The 23,923-nt window shown below is 49.7% G+C and carries 16 protein-coding genes and 1 pseudogene; 8 read left to right on the top strand and 9 right to left on the bottom strand.

Features of this window, described 5'->3' with window-relative positions; all coding sequences use genetic code 11:
* Positions 1-672: 672 nt before the first annotated feature.
* Positions 673-1,362 (bottom strand): IS6 family transposase, encoded by a 690-nt coding sequence (locus CEK71_RS09860; protein ID WP_088619232.1) that lies wholly within the window; start codon positions 1,360-1,362, stop codon positions 673-675.
* Here CEK71_RS09860 and CEK71_RS09865 point away from each other — a divergent pair.
* From CEK71_RS09865 to tnpA (CEK71_RS09880), 4 genes are all read left to right on the top strand, one after another.
* Positions 1,336-6,318, top strand: a complete 4,983-nt coding sequence (locus CEK71_RS09865) for an SIR2 family protein (RefSeq protein WP_198328539.1) — start codon at positions 1,336-1,338, stop codon at positions 6,316-6,318. The genes CEK71_RS09860 and CEK71_RS09865 overlap by 27 nt on opposite strands.
* A gap of 244 nt (positions 6,319-6,562) precedes the next feature.
* Positions 6,563-6,823, top strand: coding sequence for an IS66 family insertion sequence element accessory protein TnpA (tnpA, locus tag CEK71_RS09870; RefSeq protein WP_232463797.1), 261 nt, complete (start codon positions 6,563-6,565; stop codon positions 6,821-6,823).
* The gene (gene tnpB / locus CEK71_RS09875; RefSeq protein WP_157679621.1) at positions 6,811-7,011 is read left to right on the top strand and encodes an IS66 family insertion sequence element accessory protein TnpB; all 201 of its coding nucleotides are present in this window, start codon (positions 6,811-6,813) and stop codon (positions 7,009-7,011) included. The genes tnpA (CEK71_RS09870) and tnpB (CEK71_RS09875) overlap by 13 nt, the downstream gene beginning before the upstream one ends.
* Positions 7,012-7,051: 40 nt before the next feature.
* Entirely contained in the window at positions 7,052-7,345 is a 294-nt protein-coding gene (gene tnpA / locus CEK71_RS09880) for an IS66 family insertion sequence element accessory protein TnpA (RefSeq protein WP_088619234.1), read from the top strand.
* Between the two features lie 88 nt (positions 7,346-7,433).
* Here the strand turns inward: tnpA (CEK71_RS09880) and tnpC are convergent.
* Positions 7,434-9,088, bottom strand: a pseudogene (tnpC, locus tag CEK71_RS09890) (IS66 family transposase).
* A 96-nt stretch (positions 9,089-9,184) separates the two neighbouring features.
* Positions 9,185-9,457, bottom strand: a complete 273-nt coding sequence (tnpB, locus tag CEK71_RS09895) for an IS66 family insertion sequence element accessory protein TnpB (RefSeq protein ID WP_088619235.1) — start codon at positions 9,455-9,457, stop codon at positions 9,185-9,187.
* A gap of 132 nt (positions 9,458-9,589) precedes the next feature.
* Between tnpB (CEK71_RS09895) and CEK71_RS09900 the strand changes: the two genes are divergently transcribed.
* The 4 genes from CEK71_RS09900 (at position 9,590) to CEK71_RS09915 (ending at position 13,124) form a co-directional block, all read left to right on the top strand.
* A complete protein-coding gene (locus CEK71_RS09900) occupies positions 9,590-10,279 on the top strand; it encodes an IS6 family transposase (RefSeq protein WP_088619236.1) in 690 nt (229 codons plus the stop codon).
* A gap of 55 nt (positions 10,280-10,334) precedes the next feature.
* Entirely contained in the window at positions 10,335-11,174 is an 840-nt protein-coding gene (locus CEK71_RS09905) for a histidinol-phosphatase (RefSeq protein WP_088619237.1), read from the top strand.
* Positions 11,175-11,265: 91 nt separating this feature from the next.
* Positions 11,266-12,327, top strand: coding sequence for a hypothetical protein (locus CEK71_RS09910; protein WP_198328541.1), 1,062 nt, complete (start codon positions 11,266-11,268; stop codon positions 12,325-12,327).
* On the top strand, positions 12,324-13,124 hold the full coding sequence (locus tag CEK71_RS09915; RefSeq protein WP_088619238.1) for a hypothetical protein: 801 nt from the start codon (positions 12,324-12,326) through the stop codon (positions 13,122-13,124). The genes CEK71_RS09910 and CEK71_RS09915 overlap by 4 nt, the downstream gene beginning before the upstream one ends.
* Here CEK71_RS09915 and CEK71_RS09920 read toward each other — a convergent pair.
* From CEK71_RS09920 to CEK71_RS09945, 6 genes are all read right to left on the bottom strand, one after another.
* Complete coding sequence (locus CEK71_RS09920; protein WP_198328543.1) at positions 13,079-14,416, bottom strand: glycosyltransferase family 9 protein; 1,338 nt, start codon at positions 14,414-14,416, stop codon at positions 13,079-13,081. The two genes, CEK71_RS09915 and CEK71_RS09920, sit on opposite strands and share 46 nt — an antisense overlap.
* A gap of 316 nt (positions 14,417-14,732) precedes the next feature.
* Entirely contained in the window at positions 14,733-15,065 is a 333-nt protein-coding gene (locus CEK71_RS09925) for a hypothetical protein (protein WP_088619239.1), read from the bottom strand.
* Positions 15,066-15,261: 196 nt separating this feature from the next.
* Positions 15,262-17,319 (bottom strand): protease Lon-related BREX system protein BrxL, encoded by a 2,058-nt coding sequence (gene brxL / locus CEK71_RS09930; RefSeq protein ID WP_198328544.1) that lies wholly within the window; start codon positions 17,317-17,319, stop codon positions 15,262-15,264.
* Positions 17,320-17,324: 5 nt separating this feature from the next.
* Positions 17,325-19,931, bottom strand: a complete 2,607-nt coding sequence (pglZ, locus tag CEK71_RS09935; RefSeq protein ID WP_088619241.1) for a BREX-1 system phosphatase PglZ type A — start codon at positions 19,929-19,931, stop codon at positions 17,325-17,327.
* Between the two features lie 51 nt (positions 19,932-19,982).
* Positions 19,983-21,227 (bottom strand): RNA-binding domain-containing protein, encoded by a 1,245-nt coding sequence (locus tag CEK71_RS09940; protein WP_088619242.1) that lies wholly within the window; start codon positions 21,225-21,227, stop codon positions 19,983-19,985.
* Positions 21,228-21,238: 11 nt separating this feature from the next.
* Entirely contained in the window at positions 21,239-23,899 is a 2,661-nt protein-coding gene (locus tag CEK71_RS09945; protein ID WP_088619243.1) for a TrlF family AAA-like ATPase, read from the bottom strand.
* Positions 23,900-23,923 lie beyond the last annotated feature (24 nt).

The raw sequence follows: 23,923 nt of genomic DNA on the forward strand, positions 1-23,923 counted from the left end.
CCACAAGAAGGGGAGTCGCTATTTTTGCGAAAGATTGCTTCGGCATCCTTGCCGGTCAATCAGCAAAAATCACGCGACCGCTTATGCCTTCGGCTGCCCCAGCCGTCCTGGTCACTCGCTCGCCACCCAACAAGGGGTGGCTCACATGCTCTCCAATGACTAGACGCGATTTCGTATAGCCTGCATTTTCACTTCCGCTTCGCTTCGTGAAAACTCAGGCACTATCGCTTCTGGGGACTACTCGACTCCTGTCTCGCAGCGGCGGAAAAGACGTGAAATGTGCACATAATCATCTTCGTTACCCCAACGTCACCCACAAAAATAGATAAAGCATCCCCGGTCATCGGTATGGGTTATGGCGGTTTTTTATCTAATTTAGCGTGATTCTACCTAAAATTGCATATGGCAGAGAATAATAGGATTGGTAATTCGAAAACTATCATGTTAATAATCAATGACATGTAAGTAAAAATAGGATATTGTGAAAAAGTCCACTATTTTTTTGGTAATCCTTAATAGTATTTGCGCAAATCTTTTGCTACGCTCTGCTAAAAGATTCATTTTGATTGAATCAAGCGTAAGCAAAGTGAGTTTTTATAATTTCGATTGGCTTACCCGGGTTCTGTCGCAAATATTTACAAGAGCCGAGCCCGGCCTGATTGGCGGGCAAAACTAGCCTGCCAAATTGATAAATTGCTGGTAAGCGGGAAGTGTCTTCCCGGCGAGTTGCCCCTTGCGGATCATGTGGGCGGTTTCTATCCCGTCGAGGGTCGCCTGCGCGGAATGGAAGGCTTTGAACCCCAACATTGGCCCGGTTATCTTTTTGATGAACCGGTGATCTTGTTCCACCCGGTTATTGAGGTATTTGACTTGGCAAATGTCGACCATCAGGCAAAGCAGGCCTTCCAGCACCAGCAAGGCGTTGATGTTTTCCAATCCGGCCAGGTTGGCACCGCTTTTGTCCATGACCACTTTTTCTGGCAGGCCACTGCCATCAATGGCTTGCTTGAAGAAGGCGGTGGCCGCCGCTTCGTCACGGCGTTCGGACAGCATAAAGTCAACGGTGTCGCCAAACTTGTCGACCGCGCGGTACAGGTAAACCCATTCGCCTTTGATTTTGATATACGTCTCGTCCATACGCCAAGAGCCGGCAACCGTCCGTTTGCGGCTTTTTGCCGCCAAAGCGATCAGTGGCGAATAGCGGACAACCCAGCGGTTCAGGGTCGCATGATCCACGGCGACACCGCGCTCCGCCAAAATTTCTTCCAGGTCGCGGTAGGAAACGCCATACCGGACATAGAAGAAAACCGCGTGCAGGATAACGTCTTTCGGATAGTGGGCACCTTTAAAGCTGATCTTCATAGTCTGGCAACAAAAATTGGCGGATTATCCCCCAAAATTAGAAAGTTTGCGACAGAACCAATCAGGCCGGCCCCAGCTTTTGCAAATATTTGCGACAAAACCTTCTTAATCAATACCAAGAGGTACAAAATGGCATCTGCTCAAAAAGATTATGATTTTAAACCCACTAAAGACATAATTGATGAAATTACCGAGCAGTCTAGGCATAGGCCAATTGTACCTTTTATAGGTTCTGGCATTTCTGTTGCGGCTGGTTATCCTTCAATTGGTTCGGTCATACACTATCTGGCCAAAGTTCTTTTTGCCATTGAGTTTGGAGTCTACAAAGATCGGCTTCCACAACTTGATGGCGATGGTAAAGATAAACTTTTAAACAAGTACAGGCAACATCCTAGTCAATACATGCGAGATTTCGGTTGGCCTAACTTAGGGAACTTAGATACCGATCTGTGGAACTGGATTGATAAAGATGAAAATAAAAATTTTTTTAAGGCAAACTTTAACGATGAATTGGAAAATGACGAACTGGAAGTAGAATACCGTGATTCACTACTGGCTATAGTCCAATGGGTTTTGCGCCGAGAACAGCGTCAACGGGATTCAGGCACAACTAGGGGTATAGAAGAAGAATGGCGTCGATGGAAATGTAGGCGAAAACGTAGTTTATCATCTGAAGAATGCAAACCTGAACCTAAACTATTGTACGGTGATTGGGAGATTCTTTTAGATAAACTTTGCGAAGGCGATTTTGCCTTAGCAGACCAGTTATTCAGTGAATTTGAACAAGGACTCTACCCCACTCAAGCACATCGCTTGTTAGTATTTTTGCAAGCAAAACTGGGTATTCCTTTGATGATGTCCACTAATTTTGATTCCTTTCTAGAGCGTGCCTTTAATGAAGAAGGAATTAACCCTAAAATTTTCGACATACACCGTGATGCCGAATTGCCAGATTACAGCCTTGTCAATCATCAATTTTCTATATTGAAATTACATGGCTCCGCTTATGGATTACGCCTTGGTGAACGACTCAAACTTCAGTTAGAAACAGATGCCCGCCAAAACGCCCTAAAATATCTACCTAAAAATGCGTTAATCTTAGTCATCGGGTTTTCTGGTTCTGAACGGCGCATGATGCAATTGCTGAATGCATTTATAGAGGCTGACAATGAAAATACAGAAGAACTCGATTTTTTAGAAGAGAATAAAGAAAAAAAGAAACTTAAATTAATATGGATTCAAGGTCCAAGTAATCCTGGTCCTTTATACGACGAGTTAACAATAAACCATGGTGAAAAAATCACAGCTTGTCAAATTAGACATGCCGATACGTTTTTACAAGAACTTTACTTTCAAATTGCGAATAGTCATCAATCTGCTAACAATCCATACTCTAGCCTTCCAGGCCACAACTACCTAACTGCATTGAGCCTAAACCTCCCGAAGGAAGATGATAATGCTGTTGATCGACTTAAAGCGATACAGATTTTTTACGACGATCAATCTGAGGAAATTAATTTAAGCGGTCAAACAGAAAAAAATATTTCAAAAAGCTGGGCAACATTAGCCGGTGCCGCTTTTGTGCAATCGTTAGCTGCGGAAGGTTATAGAATTATTTGGATAGATGTTGAAAACCATAGGACACTTGAAAGTGTATTGGCAGAAATTTTTTTTCGGATACAACTTATCGATTCACTTGCACCGGGTTTCAATATTTCAATCCCCTTGGAAATTTCAGATGATAATGCTAATAAAGCTATTAATAAAGCAGCCAGCAGAATATTTGACGTTTTAAAAAGAGGTAAATTTGTGCTTGCGCTTGATTCACTTGACTCTTTCGGTCGTCAACCATTAGGTCATCATGGCATACCTAATTACAAGCATAAAGAAGAAGAGTTAGATAATACATTTAAGCAACAAATGAAGCGTTTAACGTCTTTAATTGAAAAGCTTATTCTGGATCATAATAAAAACCACGATGATAAAAAAATTCACGATTCTTACATTGTTTTAACCATTGAAAAACCATCGATTAGGCATCCACTAAATAACAAAGATGAAAAATTAGAACGAACATATAAAGAAACTCAAGAAGCTATTAGAAAAATTATTGACATAGCAGAAAGACATGACATAAGCGTCTTTAAAAATCCCGATGCGCCTTTTTGTGATTACAGCAAATTTAATAAGGAAGCTTTTAACGAAATTCCCACAGACAAGGCCACTAAAAACTATAGCGAAAATTGGCTGCTTAAAGAAGTTACGCAAGAAGGACATCTTATGCGTGCCCTAAAGCGAAGTAAAGATGTTTACGATCTATTGTCATTCATTAAAGCAACAAAAAAAGAAGGTAATCCCGTTGATGAATTAAATCGTAATCCTGATGGAATTTTGACTGCTTTTGTATGCTGGTTGTCAATTTTCAGACGGCCTAGAACCTTGCCGGTTTTACGAGGGATGGTTAGCCAATGGGCGATTGGACAGGATTTTGTACCAGAAGAAGATGAAAAGTCCTATCATCAAAATTTTCGAAATTTATTGGCATTAATCATGCCGCATAAAAAGTGCAGTCATAAGCATAATTCTAACTTCATAGGTGAATACGATAATTTAATAAGCCTACAAAACCGGATTGGCATTGTTGCACAACAACTTGAAGGCGGCAGTATCTGGCTGTTTAGGGAAGCACACGAGGCATGCTATGAAGCGTTAACACAAAATGTCCATCTTCAAAAATGGGTTGATGCTTGGCCTGAGAAAGCTCGCCCTGATGACCTTTCTGCTGAGGCGGCGATTTTAGACGGTATGATTGTTGTCAACTGGCATCTGCAAGCTGCCATAAACTGCCATGTTAACGTATACTTACCGACAAAGGATGTTCAGGCATTTTATGAATACTTTTACCATCGAATCTCTGCGTTAAGAGTGATCACATTACTCATTGAAATTATTTGTTGGATAAGCAATGACGAATGGAAAGATATTGAAGACAAAGTCGTCCATGAATCCCAGAAAATGTCCTTAGATTGGTTGCGTCCAAAAGACAACGAAAGCATTTTCTATTGTTTTGCTCAGCAAATTGGAACGTTTTCAGAAATATCCGATCCTGATCCGAAAACACTCGAAGCTAAAAGAGAGCATTTGTTAGTACGGTTATTAAAACTTAGGTGTAGTTTATTCAAAAAGACATATATGTCGCTGAAACGTAACGTAGAGCCTCTAATAGCATATTCCGTCCCTGAAATTGTTTGGTCTTGGTCAAGACACATATTAACCCGTGACTTACCTGAAATATCCTTTAAAGAACCTTTTGAAAGTAAACTGGTAGAAGAAAAATATGATGACTCGGCATTCGATCAAAGAGCTGTTAAATTTAAAATCTTACTAAAAAACTTAGAGCTCAAGGCACTGTATGCAAAATTAGATTTTGATTTTGAAGGGCTTAGAAAAGAAACCCTAGAAGACAACTTTGAAGAAAAAATCGCTAAAATAAGATGCTTGTTGCAACAAAACAATATTGAAGCATTAAAAAGAATACTAGAAGAAGAAAAATATCTTGAAAACAAGATTAATAACGAGAAAGAACAAAAACTGGATATTGAAAAAACAATTACCAGACTAGGATTTATGATAGAAAAAAATACTTATAAAGTAATGACAGAAGACGAATTAAAGTTATTGCAAGAGTTCCTGAAGAAAAATGAAGCTAATGAACCCTCTGATACAGAAAAAAATCTCAGAGATTTATACGCTTATGGAGCTAAAAGTATTTTGGCAAAATGGACAGTTTGGGGATATTTCAATAAACGTATATTTTTTAACTATAAAGAAAATAGAGAAATTAAAGCTTTATTAGAAAACTTAACGGATTACACCAAAAAATATGAACTTTTTTTGCGAAAAACTTGCGACTCCAAAGATGAAGAATTAATTCATCGGAATGAATGTTTTGCAATTAAGGCAAGGGTTTTATACTTACAAGAGCAATTTCAAAAAGCACATGGATACTTGGATTTGGCCGGTTCCAATCATCAACCCAAAGAAATTGAACATAGGGTAAATGCGGGCATGGTGCATATTTTACGCGCAGAACTATTAGCTATAAGTGCCGATAGCCACTATAAAATATGTTTAGAACAAAAAGAACAAAAATTATTTTTAAATCAAGAGATTGGAGCATCTTTAAAAAAAATAGACCGAGCTGAACAAGAACTAAATTTAGCCAAAAACGTATTCGGCACCATGTCACACCAAAAGCTTTGGCAAGTATACATGGAATTAGGTTTTGCACGATTAAAGCTAGAGCGCATGTTATTCGAGTTGGAGGAATTGTATTTAAATTGGCGACAACCAAACCAAGATGAATATTTAAAAATAAGTGGCAAAATTGAACAGACCATAATTGATACTTTAGGTTATTTGCGTAGTGTTTTTGATTTATTGCCTTTCAATTCTTCAGATTGGGCTAGCGCATGCAAATCCGAGGATGTTTTTAGCAATGATCTTCCATCTTTAACAAAAATAGAAATTATAAGTTATGCGCTTTGGAATAGTCTATTTATAGTAGGAATATTTTATAGTGCTTTACTTGGCTTATCAGAAAAAAAAGAAAATAAAGAGCAAAAGTGGAAACTACCACCAACCATTCACGAAGCGTTTAGCAATGTTGTTTGTATACAATTTATGCCTTATGCTTTGCGTTGGAAAGCATGGAATAAATCAATGCGTTTCCACAAAATGCATACTATGCCATTGACATTGGAGCTAGGCCGTGAAATGCGATGTGAGAATGGTAAGGAAACAGTGCAAGAAATCCCTGAAATATCGGGATGCTCTATAAGAGAAATAGTGATACAGATAATTGAATATCAAAACACAAAAACCAGAATCGGTGAAATTTGGGACAAACGGAGAGAAGAAACCTCGAAGCAAGCTGAAACTGGTAAGAAATTTTGACGGTTTTGTCGCAAATATTTACAAGAGCTGAGCTTGGCCTGATTGGGTGAATTTAAACAAACGACAGAATTGTTTCATAGGATTTCGAGTATCTTTTGCCGCCTGCTCCAGAAAAAACGCTCAGGGTAGAGAGGGAATCAATCCACGGTAAACGTCTAACCCAGCCACCTAGGCAAACCTGATACGAACTGTCATCCTTGCCCTTTTGTATGGGGAATGACGATAGCATTATCAAAGAAGTGGATTGGGCATATTGAAGCATGGCGGCCTGGCGCAAGCGGATTATTGCCGACAACAGCAGTTAAACGCCAAAACTTTTGCGGCACGATTGTGCGAATACCGTCGGGTGCAACCGGCATTGCCGCCTCCGGCCTTCATTCCGGTACAAGTCCAAGTGCCGGCATCCGAGCCTTTGGTGCTGCGGCACGCGGGCGGCCACAGTCTTGAGTTGCCGCCGGGCGTGTCGGCGGCTTGGTTGGCGGAGCTGTGGCGATGCCTGGGCTGATCCCATGCCCGCCGCACATTTGGCTGGCGGTGTCGCGCAAGGGTGCCGACGGCCTGTCGGCCATCGTCCAGCAGGCGTTGGGGCATACGCCGTGCGCGGGTTCCGCGTTCGTGTTCCGCAACCGGGCGGGCAACCGCCTGAAGCTGTTGCTGTGTAAACGTCTAACCCAGCCACCTAGGCAAACCTGATAGGAACTGTCATCCTTGCCCTTTTGTATGGGGAATAACGATGGCATTATCAAAGAAGTGGATTGGGCATATTGAAGCATGGCAGGCCAGCGGCCTGCCGCAAGCGGATTATTGCCGGCAACAGCAGTTAAACGCCAAAACCTTTGCGGCACGATTGTGCGAATACCGTCGGGTGCAACCGGCATTACCGCCGCCTCCGGCCTTCATTCCCGTACAAGTCGATACGGCGGCACCGACCCCCTTGGTGCTGCGGCACGCGGGCGGCCACCGGCTTGAGCTGCCGCCTGGCGTATCGGCGGCTTGGTTGGCGGAGCTGTGGCGATGCCTGGGCTGATCTCATGCCCGCCACAGATTTGGTTGGCGGTGTCGCCCGTAGATATGCGCAAGGGCGCCGACGGCCTGTCGGCCGTAAGCGCGTGTCCCTACCACGTTGCCTTTTCAGGTAAAGTTTGTTTGATCGCCTTTATTTGTTCGGGTGTCAAAGGCAACAATTCATCAATGCGGCTATTAGGCCACACGGGCAGTTTTTCTAATGTTTCTTTCAGCCATGCCGCCGGGTTTAGGCCATTAAGCTTGGCCGTGCCCAGTAAGGTTTGGATCGCGGCGGCACGTTGCCCGGCACGTTCGGAGCCGGCAAACAGCCAATTTTTCTTGCCCAACGCAATGGGCCGGATGCAGTTTTCCACGGGGTTGTTGTCAATCGGCAGATGTCCGGTTTCCGCATAACGGACTAGGGCGGGCCAGCGTTTTAAGGTGTAATCCAAGGCTTTGGCGGAAGCGCCGCCGGGGGCGGTGACGGTACGGGTTTTCAGGAGCCAGTCATGGAAGGCACGCAGTTGGGGCTGGCTTTTTGCCGCCCGCAGTTGTTGGCGTACCTCAATGCCCAAGGCTTTGCCTTCCGCTTCGATGGCATAAAGCACGCTGATGCGTTGTAATGCTTCCCATGCCATTGGGCTCTGGTTGGCTTGGTGCAAGTCGAAGAACTTTCGCCGCGCATGGGCAAAACAGGCCAGCTCGGTGCAAGGGCCGCTGTTGCCGGTGTCCGTGAACAGGGCTTTGTAACCGGCATAGCCGTCAACCATCAGGTGGCCTTTCCACACGCCCAAAAACTGGCGGGCATGTTCGCCGCTTCGGCCTTTTTGGTAGTCGAAGACGATCAGCCGGGGCCCGGCCTCCGCAAGGTCGTTGCTGCGGTACGCCCACAGGTAGGCCTTACGGGTTTTGCCGCTGCCGGGGTCAAGCTGCGCCACGGGGGTTTCGTCGGCATGTAAGGCGCCGCCCTGCAACAGGTGCCATTTCAGCCGCTCCGCCAACGGCTGCAACGCGACGCCGACACGCCCGACCCAATCGGCCAGGGTTGACCGGGACAGGATGACCTTGTCGCGGGCGGCGATTTGTTCGAGGCGGTACAGCGGCAGGTGGTCTTGGTATTTGCTGACCATCACCCAGGCCAACAGGCCGACGGCGGCCATGCCGCCATCAATCACTGCCGGCGGAATCGGTGCCGCCGTGACGGTTTCGCAAGCGCGGCAGGCATATTGGGGACGGATATACCCGCAGGGCATAAATGGCGGCGGACAAAGAATTTGGCGGGCTCGACATCCAGTTGTTCGGTGACATCCTCGCCGATTTTGACCAAGTTTTTGCCGCAATGCCCGCAAGTGCAGGATGCCGGCTCATGGAGGTGGTCGACACGGGGCAGATGGTCAGGTAAGGGTTGGCGTCCGGCGCGGGGACGTTTGGGTTTCGCCACTGTACCGCTGGGCTGGCCATCCTGAAGCTGTTCGGCCTCCGCTTCGATGGCGGCAAGGTCGGTGTCCAAGGTTTCCTCGAACACGTCACGTTGCAGCGGCGGCAAGGTTTCGCTTTTCGCGCCGAAGCGGATACGCCGGATATGGGCGAGCTCGTGGGTCAGGGCTTCGATTTTGAGGTCTTTGGCTTGGATTTGCGCGTCTTTGAGATGCAACAGCTCCGCATCATGTACAGTTTGCTCAAGCAACGCCCGGATCATACCCGCCACTTGGCTTTTGGCAGCGGGGTCGAGGTCTAAACTGTCGAGTTCGGCGAGTGGGTTCATAGGTCATATTATACCAAAAAAACACCTGTATGCCTTGTCAATACTGGGTTTACCCCAAATTTTCGGCGTGCTTTTTAGGTGCCGGAACCTGTCTGTTCAGGGTTGCCAATGTGCGGCTGGGGCCGCCGACAAACGTTGCCAATCCACCCCGGCCACCAACCAGCGCCATTCGTCCGGCGTCATCGAAAAACAACTGTCCGTGGCTTTTGGCCAGACAAAACCGCCCCGGTGCAAACGGCGTTGGCACAACCAAACGCCGTTGCCGTCCCACAGCAACAGCTTCAGGCGGTTGCCCGCCCGGTTGCGGAACACGAACGCGGAGCCCGCGCACGGCGTATGCCCCAACGCCTGCTGGACGATGGCCGACAGGCCGTCGGCGGTAAACGTCTAACCCAACCACCTAGGCAAACCTGATACGAACTGTCATCCTTGCCCTTTTGTAGGTTCTGTCGCAAACTTTCCAATTTTGGGGGATAATCCGCCAATTTTTGTTGCCAGACTATGAAGATCAGCTTTAAAGGTGCCCACTATCCGAAAGACGTTATCCTGCACGCGGTTTTCTTCTATGTCAGGTATGGAGTTTCCTACCGCGACCTGGAAGAGATTTTGGCGGAGCGCGGTGTCACCGTAGACCATGCGACCCTGAACCGCTGGGTTGTCCGCTATTCGCCACTGATCGCCTTGGCGGCAAAAAGCCGCAAACGGACGGTGGTCGGCTCTTGGCGCATGGACGAGACGTACATCAAAATCAAAGGGGAATGGGCCTACTTGTACCGCGCGGTGGACAAATTTGGCGACACCGTCGACTTTATGCTCTCCGAACGCCGCGACGAAGCGGCCGCCACCGCCTTTTTCAGGCAGGCCATTGACGGCAACGGCCTGCCCGAAAAAGTGGTCATGGACAAAAGCGGCTCCAACCTGGCCGGGCTTGAAAACATCAATGTCCTGCTGGTGCTCGCCGGGTTGCTGTGCCTGGCCATTGAGATTTGCCAAGTCAAGTACCTCAATAACCGGGTGGAACAGGATCACCGGTTTATTAAGAAAATCACCGGGCCAATGCTGGGGTTCAAATCCTTCCGTTCCGCGCAGGCCACCCTCGACGGGATAGAAACCACCCACATGATCCGTAAAGGGCAACTCGCCGGACGGGCACTGCCCGCCCACCGACAATTTATCAATTTGGCAGGCTAGTTTTGTCTGCCAATCAGGCCAAGCTCAGCTTTTGCAAATATTTGCGACACTACCCATGATCGACTCTCACTGCCACACTTTCTATTCAAAGCATGCGACTGGCACTGTCGACGAACTGGTTCGTGCCTCGATCGCAGCTGGGGTGACCGTGCTGACGATCACCGATCATGCCCCTTTTCCGGTTGACAGCGACAACCGCCTGCTGGAGTCAGAACTTGAACAATATTTTGCCGACATCGACAGTGTGCGGCAGACCTATCGGGGGCAGATCACAATTCTTCGGGGTCTGGAGCTGGATTACATGCCTGGCACCGACAATTTCAATCGCGAATTGCTGGCACGTTACCCAATGGACTTTGTGATCGGTTCCATTCATTACGTGGAAGTTCCAGACGAACCCATGGTGAAAGTCTGGGAACTGTCACGACTAGCTAGTCCAGCGTTCCTGGATCGTTACTTCGCCAACCTCGAAGCGTTGCTGGATAGTGGTTTGGTTGACGCTGTTGGGCATGCCGATACTCTGCTGCGTGGAGTGCCGGAAGATATTCTCATCCGTCGTTTCGAGCCCTTGCTGGAGTTACTAGCCCGAAGTGGCATTGCATTCGAGCTCAATGCTTCCGGCCTCCGCAAGTCGAGTCTGGATTCCGTAACGGGGATGGAGGTGCTGGGCTTATGGACTTATCCGTCGCGGGAATTGTTGGGGCAGATGATCGCTCGTGACGTACCTTTCACAATCGGCTCCGATGCCCACAATCCTCGCGATGCCGGCGCAGGCATTGCAGACATGCTCGCAACCCTGCGACCGCAGGGGCTGCTCCAGCGTATCAGTTACTACGAGCAGCGCCGACGAATCGATGTCGCTCTTGACACTCTTGTATCGCCAAGCAATCCATAACCTTATAAGGATTTATATAGTCTTGAACATGATGTCCCCTGAGAACTCAATACGGTGGCCTGAGGTACTTAAGGAGCCGGTCGATTTCCAATTGTCCATATTCCAACAGGCTACTGCTCGAATCCATGCTGATCATGTGAAGTCCGGATTTCGTGCGTTCGCGGCCGACCTGTTTGCTCGCGATCAGATCACCATGGCCGACTATGTCGCGATTCTCGGAGGCAATGCCCTGAACTACCTGACACCCGACAAGTCGGGTCTATTCCTTGACATGACTACAGGCACAGATGCATCGACGCTGGCCGGGATCTACAGCCGTGCCAAGTACGGCAGTGTGAGTGACATCCATTATCTCGCACGAGAACTGATCGATTACCTGTGTCGCGAGTTGGATAGCTCAGACTCTCAATGGTCTAACCTGTTCCGAAACGCCAAGGCGTGTGGCGACACCGTGGTGATGATGACTACAGGTTGGCGCAACGTGCCCTCCATGGCGAACGTGCTCTACCAAATCGTGGTCGAGGAGGTCAACGTTAAACTGGCGCATATGGCGTTGCCAACGATCATCAACGTTAAGCTTCCCAGGATCGCACCGCCCTGTGAAGACTACGCCATCCTTAGCATTGAGGAGCGCGAGCGCGTCAATTTGATTCAGGATCATGTCATACCTGCCGAGAACTTCTACCGTTGGAGCGGCGTGCATGTGATTTTCGGTGACGATGTATTGGTCACAGGCTCGACTGCGGACAAAGTGCTTTTTGAATCCATGCACTGCGGTGCCAAGTCGTTCCGAGCGATCTATCCGGTGGCAATTGACCCGCGTGTAGCTCTGAGCGATGCCTCGGTTGAGGATCGTCTAAATAACGTGGTGGTCGGGGAGATGCTGGACGATACCCTTGCTGATCTATTGTCTTGGCCCGACTACCAACCCATCCTGCGTACCCTGCGTTTGCTATTCGGAGAAGGCAACAGGGAGTCGCTCGCGGCTTTCCTACCCAAGGTTCCGGCGTCGACATGGTTGAGGCTGTATAAGTCTGCTTTAGGTAACGAATTCCTCGGTCAAGCGCAATGTACGCAGTCCTTAATGATATTAATGGCCTATCTGACCGAACTCGGATTGCTGAATGCTGATGGCAGGGCAATGTGTCAATGAACAGATCTGCTTGCGCTTCCGTGCGCTATGTAAGCTATTGGGAAAACGCCCCCGGGCAGATCATGCCAGCCTACGTCGCGCTGGCACTGGTTTCGATGCGCAGGGCCTTGGGTGAACGCTTCTCTTTGCTTACACCACGAACGGTCAAGGACCAGATCGATCCGCTCATCCTTGGCAAAGCGTGGGCCTTTGAACCGTTGCCTTTCACGCTGGCAGCGGGGATCGAGGCCATAGTGGCCAAGAGCGACTTCATTCGCATGGCCTTCGTCCATCGTAATGGAGGTGCCTGGGTGGATGCTGACACACTGCTCTTTCGAGACCCAACCAATTCGCTGTTCCCGACAGGCTTAAGCCATAAGCTGCATTGGAATAGTGAATGTATTTTCGCTTCTCAACCGGGTAACGCCTTACTTTCCAGGGCGTTGGCTGTTGGACTTGATGGGGGGGCTCATGCTTGGGGTAATCCCGGCTGCATCAAGGACATCGTGGCGCAGGCAGATGACACTCTGGTGCCTATTTCAGAAGATGTCGTCGACCCCGGCTACTGCCCACGGTATAAATTCGCCAGTTGCGAGGTGATGCGTCGTCAGGACGTGAGTGTTGAGGATTTCCTGCTGACCGATGTGGCTATGCTGAAGCTCTACAATACTTACTTTCGGCGTACATCTAAGCGCATAGAGTCCGTTGAGGAGTTTCTCGCTGGCGGCACTCTGCTAGCAAAGTTGTTTCTGCACATTGAGGCGGATCCTGGCTATTGGCTAGGTGAGAGTGAGCAGTTCATGGATGCCGTTTCTTGATCCGTACATGGTGTTAACGATACGGCACTAGCGCGTACATGAAGTCGGCACTCACTGGCATTGCTCAGGTTTACTTGCCGGGCAATCACCTCATGAATATTCGACGTGCAGCGGTGAGGAGACCCATGGGCAACGTACAGCCATGCTGCCACGCGTGCTGGTAACTGGTCGAATTCGAGTTCAACACGCACTAGGTCGAATATTTCGGTAGTTCGTTCGCTTGGCGTCCAAGCGAGCGGAAGGGTGCGGTGGTCGGGCTGTGTCACTTCTATTGAGAATTCGAATTCCAAATTTATAGTCCCGGGATGGCAATCGGCGACTTCGGGGAAATTTTGGCTGATTAGCGGCAACTGGCGTGCGAGAGTTCCCTGCGCAACACCCAGGCCAGGTACGATCCGTGCTCTGATCGAGAGAATGGACTCCGGATCCGGTACTGTGGCTAAAAGCTCTTGGAGGTTGTTGAGCAATTCCTCGATCGAGAATGCATTCATGTCCTTTTTACCTGCGCGCAGATATTGGCCAGGAGGTTGCCGGCTATAGACCACACGGGTCAAAGGGGACGGGGGAGGCAGCCACAGGCTGGCTTGTTTATCCACGGTTGGGTAGATTGCCACCAGTCTTGTGTCCAGACCAACTGCCATGTGCACGATTGCCGTATCGACAGTGACCACTGCTTGCGCTTGGTTTATAACCCCTGCAACGTCCTTGGGTGATACCAGTCCATTGATTAATCTGACGTTCTCCCGTGCCACGGTGATTTCCATTTGCAGCGCATTCCCATGGGTCGCAGGGCTACACAGAATGCCAACAGATCGGTTTGGATAAGTATCGGCTATCGCACGCAGCAAGCTCACCGATCGGTCGAAGGCCAAGCTTTTGTTTGGTCGGCTGGCGTAAGGATTGAACAGGATATGCGTGGCCTGTGCAATATTTTGTAGTGTCTCAGGAAGAGGGACGATGTACTTCCTATCAACCACGTTTGCGCCTAGGTCTGTAAGGACTCTCCGGTAGAGTTCGGCCATGTCTAGTCCGGCTGTCGCTATGCCAAATTTGCGATTGACACAGCGCAAACGGTCATCGAGCGAATAAACCCAAATCGGGCACAACAGTCTCAGAAAAAGGATTTCCGCAGGCTGAATCCTCCAGACCAGATGCACCACTACATCGATCTGCCCAAGCTGGCACGCCAGACGGCAGAGCTCGCGAACTCCGGGGTTAGCGTTGGTGATTACAACTTGATCTACCGCAAAATCAATAGCATACATCTTGGCAAGCTCTGCGACCGTCAACACGGTCACTCTGGCGTTAAGTCTGCGAGCCTCCCGAAAGAAAAATGACGAAACGATCGAGTCACCTAACTTGGCATCCCACCGAGGAACGAGAATGTGTAACCTTCCTTCCGTCGCCCTGGGTGTCAGCAACCGATCGGCCAATAATCGAAACACCACTCGTGCGCATGCTTTGCGTGTATTCCGCAGGGATAATATGTTATTCAAAAGTAGTGTCAATTTTTCCGAAACAGATAGTAGTTGGCGGGCTAGTTTTGTTCGCCAATCAGGCCAAACTCAGCTCTTGTAAATATTTGCGATAAAGCCATTTGGACAGCCATTAATCGTCGCCGCCACCCCTGCCGCTTTTGTTGGGCTTCATGCCGTTAACCCGGTGATGCGGACGGGCTCCCTGTCCCCTTTGGCGACCCAGTTTGCCATAACGGTTGGCGGGCGGCGGGGTTTTGTAAGTTGGGTAGTTGCTCCCGTAACCGGGGGGAACTTGTTGGCCATTACCCAAATTGGAACCGTTTCCGTACGGGTTGCCTTGTGCGGGGTAGGCTTGCCCATAAGCACCATTTTGGACGTTATTGCTATTATCATTATCGTCATCTTCATCCGAAAGGGCTGGGAATGACAGGATCAAAAGCATCACCGCGATCAATTTATACATAGTATGCCCTTACTGCAAGGTTAACGGAAAGTCAGGCCAAAGCCTGCTTGATATGCTCCGGCGGGTTATCGGTTGTTGTTCTACACCATCCGGGCAATATCGTAAAGCAGCAGGTTTCAAACATTCTTCGGCCAAGCACAGCCAAACCTGTCTCTGGCAACAGGTCATATTCTAAAGCGATGCGGCTCTTGACCATTTATTCAGCCCCCAACGCCTTAAACACCGCGTCAACCGGATCGGCATAAAAGCTGATTTGGAATTTTGCGAACAGTTCGCCCCTGACGGTCGGAATATCGCTGACACTGGCCATCGGCAACAATATCCGCTTGCCCCCCGAATCAAAGGCCATCTGTAACGTTTCCGCCAGATTTTCAACAGGGATAATATTTCCGCCCAAGGTCATGGTACCTAAAATAAGCATCTGGCTTTGCACGGGCTTATTCAGGATGCCTGAACAAAAGGCGATAAAACCCGCCATTGTTAGGGTAAGTGATGGCCCGCTGTTATGCAATTCAACCAGATGCAAATGATAGTCGCGGTCTGCCGCTTTGGCGGAACCGCTGACCCTGGAAATATTGCCTTTATAATAGTCAAATCCGACTTTGACGGCTTCTTTGGCTTGGGTGTTGCTGCCAAAACCGGACAGGTTCAGCTTGCCATTGCCGGCGGACATTTGCGTTTCAATCCTGAACAACCCCAAATGGCCTTTGGCCCCTTGGGAAATGGTATGCAGCACGCCCGCTTTTAATGTGCCTTCCGGTATCAGCTTATCGCCGCCTTGCTCCGGGACGGCCACAAATTTTTCCTCCAGCGTTTCTTGGTCGATATAGCTAAAATGCACGTCAAAAAACTCCATGCCGCCGAGCTTTTTTAATTGCTCTTTAACACGGCGGCGGGTTTCCAACGCGTACTCAAGGCATTGCGCAACGGCGGCCTTGTCATAATCGCCATGCGGGTAAAGCAGCTTTAACAAACCCGATACCGTGCGCCGGACGGCAATGGTGTCGCGTTGGTTGAGGTTATTGCCCAGCTTGAAATGTTTATCAATGGCATCGGCAAAGCTGCGCTTACGCATTTCGCGCATAAACTCGGCCAAGTAATCGACAATAAAGCCATATTGGTTGGTGAAAAACTCCGGGCGCATTTTGGGGATTTCCCAACCAGGGATGTAGGCATGGAAGCGGTCAAAAAACGCGGTGTCAATCATCACATCCGGGAACGGCGTCAATAAGTGGCTGGTTTTGACCAACGTATCAACGGATTGGTTGATGTTGCCGATGAACACCATACTGGCCGACGCCACAATGGAATCCCGCCCTCTGGCAAACGAGCCGGAGGCCATAAAGTCTTTCATGATCTGGATGCCGTCCTTGTCCTTAAAGGCTATGCCCGCCACCTCATCAAACGCGACGACATCCCATAACCCCACCAAGCCGATGCTTTGCCGCCCCAGATTATAAAAAAGGTTCGCGACGGTGGTCTGTCCGCCGGAAATCAGGATGCTGTTGGGGCTGACCTCTTTATAGATATGGCTTTTCCCCGTACCGCGCGGCCCCAATTCGCAGACGTTATAATTGTTCTCCACAAAAGGGATCATGCGTGCCAGCAAATGCCATTTGGCACGGCCAGTAAAATGTGCAGGCTCCATGCCGGTCGAGCGCAGCAAGACATCCAACCATTGCCCGGCATCAAAAGCCTTACGCCCTTCAAATAAGGCCTCCATATCCATATTGGGCATTTGGATGGGCTTTAATTCGGTGATTTGAAAAGGCGACCCGGCCTGCCCTTCCTCAAACACATAATGCAGCGTGATGATGCACCAGATACCCCCGGCCAACAGCTTTTCATACGCCTTAACCAAGCGGTCAGAAATTTCAACGCCCTTAACCCCCAGATTGAACAGCATGGCTTCGTAGACATCACGGCGTTCGTTCAGCTTGACGGCGACCTTATCAATCACCTTATAACTGCCGCTTTCCCTGATTTTGGACTTGATCTTTTCGGCCTCATCAGGGCGCACATAATTATCCGCCAAGATGCGCTTGACACTGGCCAAACCGGCCTGGATAGTCTGCTCGTCATCACTGGCGCAATACATGCCCAGCAAATATTCCAACACATACACCGGCACATTCGCGCCTTCCTTGACCAGCTTGGTCAAATCCTTACGGACGACCTTGCCGGCAAACGTGTGGTTTAATAAAGCGTCCAGACTCGTGTCCGTCCCGTTAGGGGGTGGTTTCCCGTCCATCATTCCTCCTAAAAATCGTTACTAAAGGCCAGATCAACTTGCAACGGCACCCGCAGCATTTCGACTTTGGTCGTTGCGTCACGCGCAACCAGGAAATAATCTTTGTTGCGGTCATAAGCGCCCGATAACACGGTCAGCACGACCGAGCGTTTGCGCTCATCCAGCAATTGGGAAGGGCTGTCAAAAGTGACCGTCTGTTCATTACTGATGGGCTGGTCGCCATCGCGTAAACAGACCACCACCGTGCGGGGCAAGACCCGTTCGGACACCGCCTCGTTCTGGATAAACTCAAAACGTTGGGTATTGGTGACGACCTTATTGGATGCGCCAAGCAAACTGATACTGGCCGCCTTAGTCTTAGCCAATTCCGATTCGCTCGCCCGGACGGTGATCACCGGCACCACAATCTCCTGGGGCATGGCGCCGCCATGCACAAACCGTGCGCCGCCCGTAAAATGAAAGCGGTTAATGCCTTTGGGTAGCCAAAAATCCAAGCTGCCATCCGCCCCTGTGCCCGCCGTCAACGCCGTATTGCCAGACCAAGCCTTGGCATTAGTGCCCAGACCTTGACCCAACACATAACGCTTTTTCGCCAGCAATGTCCCTTTCGGCTTATCAGCCAACACCGATTTGTCGGCTTCCGCCAAAGCCGACTCCTGATAGATAAACCCATGATCGGCGGTCACCAACACGTTATAGCCGTTCAGGCTATTGACGATAAAGCCCACCAATTGCGCCAATTCAATGACGGTATCGGCGGCGGCTTCAAAGGTCTTGGTTTCAGAGGCTTGTTTGTCGCCAATCAAATCAATCCGGTCGTGGTAAATATAAATAAGCCGACGGTCACGGACAAATTCGCGGCCTTTCTCTTTGCCCATAGCCACCAAATCTTCGGCCTTAATGGCCGCCCCGCCATGCAAACCTAAATAAGCGCCGCGTTGCTCCATTGACGACACCGGCTTGCCGTCCGCGCTCAGCTCCAGATTGCTGTTAATCTTATAGGCCAAGCGCTGATGGGGTAATAAAGCCGCCATGCCCAAACCGGTATAACTGGGCAATACGCCCAGCATAGCGGATAGCGATGCCTTAATCCGGCTCTTACTGTTGATGGCCTGCACCAACTCCTCGGCCACCTCAAAGCGAAACGCATCAGAGATGACGACAAACACCCGCTTGGCGCCGTCATCGGATAGCGGCGCCACCACTTTGGCAAAAAAATGCTGTTGGTTAATGACACCGGGTAGCTGCCAAGATGACAACAACCCTGACCCGCCTTCGAGAATATTGCCCCAAGCCGAACTGAGCTGGGGCATAAACCAACCCGAATAAGCCGCTTCAATGCGCTGTTTCACCTCATGCAGGACTGACCAACCCATCGGCTCGACCAACTCGTAGGCCCGGTTAAAATGCCGGTAGCCTTGGTCAAACCTAAACAACCCGGTTTGATAAGCCGAAAACCCCGCCTTACCCGAAGCAAAACTAAAGCCGTCCTGATACTGGTCTTTCAATGCCAAAAAGTGGATGGCGGCTTCCAAGGCATCATAACTGGCGGCTAACGCCCGGTTGACATCATGGGTGTTCGCCAAAACCGGATTGGCCCAATGCCCATCCCTGCGCCGGGCAATCAAAGCCAGCACCGCCTCCAAAGCCGCCCCCGCCCCGCCCAAAACCCGGTCTTTCAAATCACTGATGATCCGGCGTTCCACGTCTTCAAACGTCATCACCTCAGCCAAGTCATCGGCGGACAACCCGGACAACAGGTGCGCCAAAGCCAAATCCTGGCCGACAGCGGCGGACATCAGGTTATAGCTTGAATAATGCGCCATATCCGCACGCCAGCGTGACGCGAAGACGGACGCATTGGCGGCAAGACGGCGTTCCGGCAAAACAAAATGTTGCAACGCCCCGACCGGCTTGGCGCCGACAGAGCGGGAAAAATCGGTCACCAAAATGCGGAACAACAAATCCCGCAGACCGGGCTCGGCTTCCGCGTAACCCAACTGTGTTTTCACCGCTTGCCAAAAAGCCTCTTCCAAATCATTGGCGATAATGTCCTGCCAGATTTTCGGTTGGGCATTCAGGTCAACCTCGCCTTCCTGCACAAAAGCCACGAACAAACGCAGCAGGATGGCGAACAGTTCCGGCTGGTCGGCACGCACTAACACCGCCAACATTTTCCGGTCAAGGTCATCGGCGGTGTCACTGGCAAGCACCAGCCGTTTTAAGCGCCCGACCCGTGCCGATGAGCGCAAAAACTTCGCCCGCGCCTTTAAATGCCCGCGTAGGTTTTGCGACGCCAACCCTAATTCCGCCAACAAAATAGAAGCCGAATCGGCTTTAAAAGACTTGCTGCGCAGGCGGATATCCAATAACCAATCGGCATAAGGGTCAGGTTCGGGCTGGGTGCTGTACAGCAGCCAGCATTGCCCAGGCTGGCGTTCAATAGCCAGTTTGACTTGTAACGCGGGCGTGTCCTGCAACCGGACAAGCGCGGCATTCTCCGGTACGAGATTGTCCACCGTTGCGGCAAACTCGCCTTCAGCATCGTGCCAAAACACGATGGGCTGCACGGCAAACAAGGCCGCTAGAGAATCGGTGATACGTTGTAGGCTCAAACTGTTAGCTTCCGTTTAAAAATTATTCTGGGACGGTGTGGGAATGATCCCTTACAACGCCGGACGTGCGGGAATCACCACCCGTAAATGATCGTCAGTAAGATCAAAATCCGCCTCTTTTCCAGAAAACAAACGTGTCAGAGGAATTATTTTTCTCCTAACCCCCATGCCGCGGGCATCCACATAACCATAATCACGCATAATTTCAACAATGATGGGGTTTCTGGCCGAACGCTGGCCTGCGAGCATTTTCTCGACCGTCATGGAGTTTTGCAGTGTGCCGGGGCTGATGACTTCCAGCCGATCGGCATAGTTGACAACTTCAACCTCGGTTGAGCGCGTCCAATCGCGATGTACAAATGCGTTTAAAATGGCTTCACGGACAGCATCAAGCGGATAGCGGTAACGCGGATCACGCCGGAGTCCTGCATTAACTTCGGAACTGTCCTCCGAAATGAAAGGCCGCATCCGGTCAGACAGGCGTTCAACCAAACCGTCTTCAACCAATGTCCGGCCTTCACCAGGCCGCACTTCCCATAAAGCGATCAATGGGCCATCTAATACCGTATCGTCCTGAGCCTGATAAGCTTTCTCGGTGCCGGCAAACGACATCCAACGGACCCCGGCATGTCGGAGGCTCCGTCTTGGGCTACGGCCAAACAACACCAATCCGGCCACCGTGCAAACGGCAGGGTCGCCATCCGGGCGCCCCACCATTAAGCCCAAGCCTTTTAAACGTTGTTCCCATTCTTCACCCGATTGCGGGGGCGTCAAATCCCCAATGACATTCAACAAATAATCCGATAAACGGCTTTGGTCAAGGTCTTCCAGACGGCTGCCTGAAACCGGCAAAACTTCGCTGTGCAACATACCCCCGCTCTCAAACAAGCGGGCTTGTTGCTCCCGTGTGGCCAAACGGGACGTGCTGCCGACACGGACATAAATGTCCTCCCGATTGTCCTTGCGTAGCACATAAGGTTTTGCCGTACCTTGGGTAAAAGAAATCACCGCAACCCTTTTGCCGCCATCAAATTCAACTTCTTCATAGAAGGGCAGGATCATAGGATGGACATAGCGGCCAAAAACCGTATCCATAACCCATGTTTCCAGGCCGTCGCGTTGGATGCCGCTAATGCTGCCGTCGTCTTCAACCCCTAACAGCAGCTTACCGCCTTGAAAATTAGCCAAGGCGACTATCTCTTTGGCCAACTGCTCCGGCCGCAAATCGTCCCTTTTAAATTCCACGCCGGAGTTTTCGCCATTGGCAATGATTTCCAGCAACTCACTTTTCAACATAAAAACGGCCTTTAAAATTCATACTTTTCTTTACGCTGGATAAAGGCGGCACGGCCACCTTCCAAGATAGCGGCGACTTGGTCACGGATAACCGGCACATCAATCGAGCCTTGTGCATCCGCATCCAATGAACCGCGATTGTCCACGGCGGTAAACACACCAATCCACTCGGCATCACCGAAAACCGGGATATTGGCATTGTGGGTGGCAAACAAAAATTGGCGGGTTGTCTTGGCGGCCCGCAACTCATGGACGATACGTTCGGCAATGAACGCATTATCCAGATTGTCTTCCGGCTGATCCATAATTAACGGGTCAACATTCTCCAACAACAGCATGTGCAAAATGGCGGTGCACTGCTGGCCTGTTGAGAGTTTGTCCAGCGGTTTGAATAGGGCTTCTGCTTCACCATGGGCAATGTTCAGCAAAATATCAATCCGATGACCCAGTTCCAAAGCCTCCAGCTCCATCAATTGGGACAAGTTTAGCTTACTCAAAGCCGTAGCGACCAATTGAGATATTCCATAGTTGCTGAAGAGTTTTGCTTCTCCTTGCCTTATAGCATGGGCAAGAGCCAGTGGTTTGATGGACTCAAGTTCATCAATCCAGGACAGTCTTTTTTCACCAACCCCATCAAGCCGACAACTTAACAAGAAAGTTTTTAACGGGGTTCGGTCAGCTTCAATGACAACCTCAACTTTCAATTTACCTTTAAGATGTTTGTTTAACTTTTTTGCCGCCGCATGTAGCGACTGGGTGCGTTGGTCACGAAGATCAGACAATTCTGCCAGCAAATTACGCCGTTCCTGCTCCTGTGCATCTTTTACTTTTTCAAAGTTGGCGACGCGGCTTGCCAAGGGCTTGATCCGTTCAATTTCCTGTAACAAACGTTGATAGGCCGTCCCTACTTCCTGACCGCTTTTCCCTGATAGGTCTGGAAGGTTGCGTAAAGCGGATTCCAGCTCCTTTTCACCTATTTGTAGCGATTGTTGCCAAACGTTAAGATGGGTCGATAACTGTTGGTCTGCTTGGGTCAGCCCACCTTGCAAATCACCAATAGCTGTCTGGAATTTGTGGTGAAGATGCAGCAAGGTTTCACGGATAGGTAAGAATAACGCCGCATTCGGTAAACCCTCCAACGCTTTGTCGCTAAGGAAAGCCAGGTCGGGAAGATTGTCGCGTAATGCGCCCAGGCCAATTTGCAATTGGTGGATTTCCTCAGTGGCACGTTGGGAAATTTGCCGTTCGCGGGCAAATAAAGGGGTTTTTGACAATTTTTCTTTAATACCCAGAGCGTTATAGCCCTGCAATTGTTCTTCCAATTTTGGCAACCGTGCGACCTGTGCTTGCAAATCATCCAATTCACCTACCGTCTGCAAAAGCTTCTGTTGGTTCTCATGCAGACGTTTACGCAACAAGGTGTTTTTATCGGCATAGTCGCCATCGTTCGGCAGAAACCGGTCTAAAAGCCGGAGCCGGCTTTGTTCATCCTGTGCCAATTCGTATATTTCGTTTTGACCGTAAATGTCTATGCCAGGCAATAAGTCACGGGGTTGCAATGTTGAAACATTGCCTTCCATATCCCGCACAATGGGCATTTCACCAAAACGGCGGGAAACCCGGTAACGGCGGCCATGTTGGGCTGAAGACAAAATTTCCATTTCAATCCGCCCCGAGGCTTTACCTAAATTCTCCTTGATAATATCGGCATGGAGTTTTTGCGCCTGTTTGCTTTTAGGTTGGATGTCTAGCGCATAACGTAGGCATTCCAACAAAGTCGATTTGCCCGTACCGCGCCCTCCGATAACCGTGTTCAAATGGGGAGAAAAGGTAATATTCAGCCCATCCAGATAACCGCCAGACACGCTCATTGATACAATCTCACCCGTAGGCTGTTCTTCACTTTGAGAATTCAACCGGATACGCGATTCTGGATCAAGGAACGCCACCTTAAAAGCATCAAAACATGGCTTAGTCATTTTGACCCGACAGGTGACGCCGGCCTCATCCAGATCGGCGGGTTTTGCCACATCTTTGGCGTTGATGACTGCGAGCGGACGTTCGCGTTGCCAGTTTGCGTCCACATTTTCAACGATCCGCTTGAATTGGAATGGCAACTCAGAAATTGGTCCGGGTATTTGTCCTGCACGGACTAAAGCATGATTTTTCCAGACATGCACCAAACCGCCGCCGTCTTGGTTTAGGCGAAGCAGGCCGTTTTTGCCGGTGATATGTGCCGCATACCAGAAGCCGCCAAGGTCACTTATTATTCTGGCCAGCTTCAGGCATCCGAGGTTTGATGGCGATACTTTTTCTTTGGTGTCGGTTAAATCAAGTTTGCCCAAGTAACGGTTCAATTGATCCTTACTTGTCCCTTCCGGGAACAGGCACACCATGTGGATTTTCTCGGTCGAAGCAATTTCAAAACCGGGAAAAACTACAATGCCATAGGGTTCCAAAAACGAGCGCAAGGCATCGACACTATCCACACTGCCATGATCGGCAATTCCTATGACTTTAATGCCATGTTCCAGACACTTGTCTAACAACTGTTGGTTATAGGTTGCCTCAGTCAAGCCGTGTTCGCCGCCACGGTAGTCTCCGTGGTAACTGAACGGGTTGACTTGTAAGGCGCAACGCCAAAATCGCGCTTGGTTGTATTGCTCGCTCATAGACATACCTGGCTCTTAGCATGT

The organism is Methylovulum psychrotolerans (assembly GCF_002209385.1).
Classification (GTDB): domain Bacteria; phylum Pseudomonadota; class Gammaproteobacteria; order Methylococcales; family Methylomonadaceae; genus Methylovulum; species Methylovulum psychrotolerans.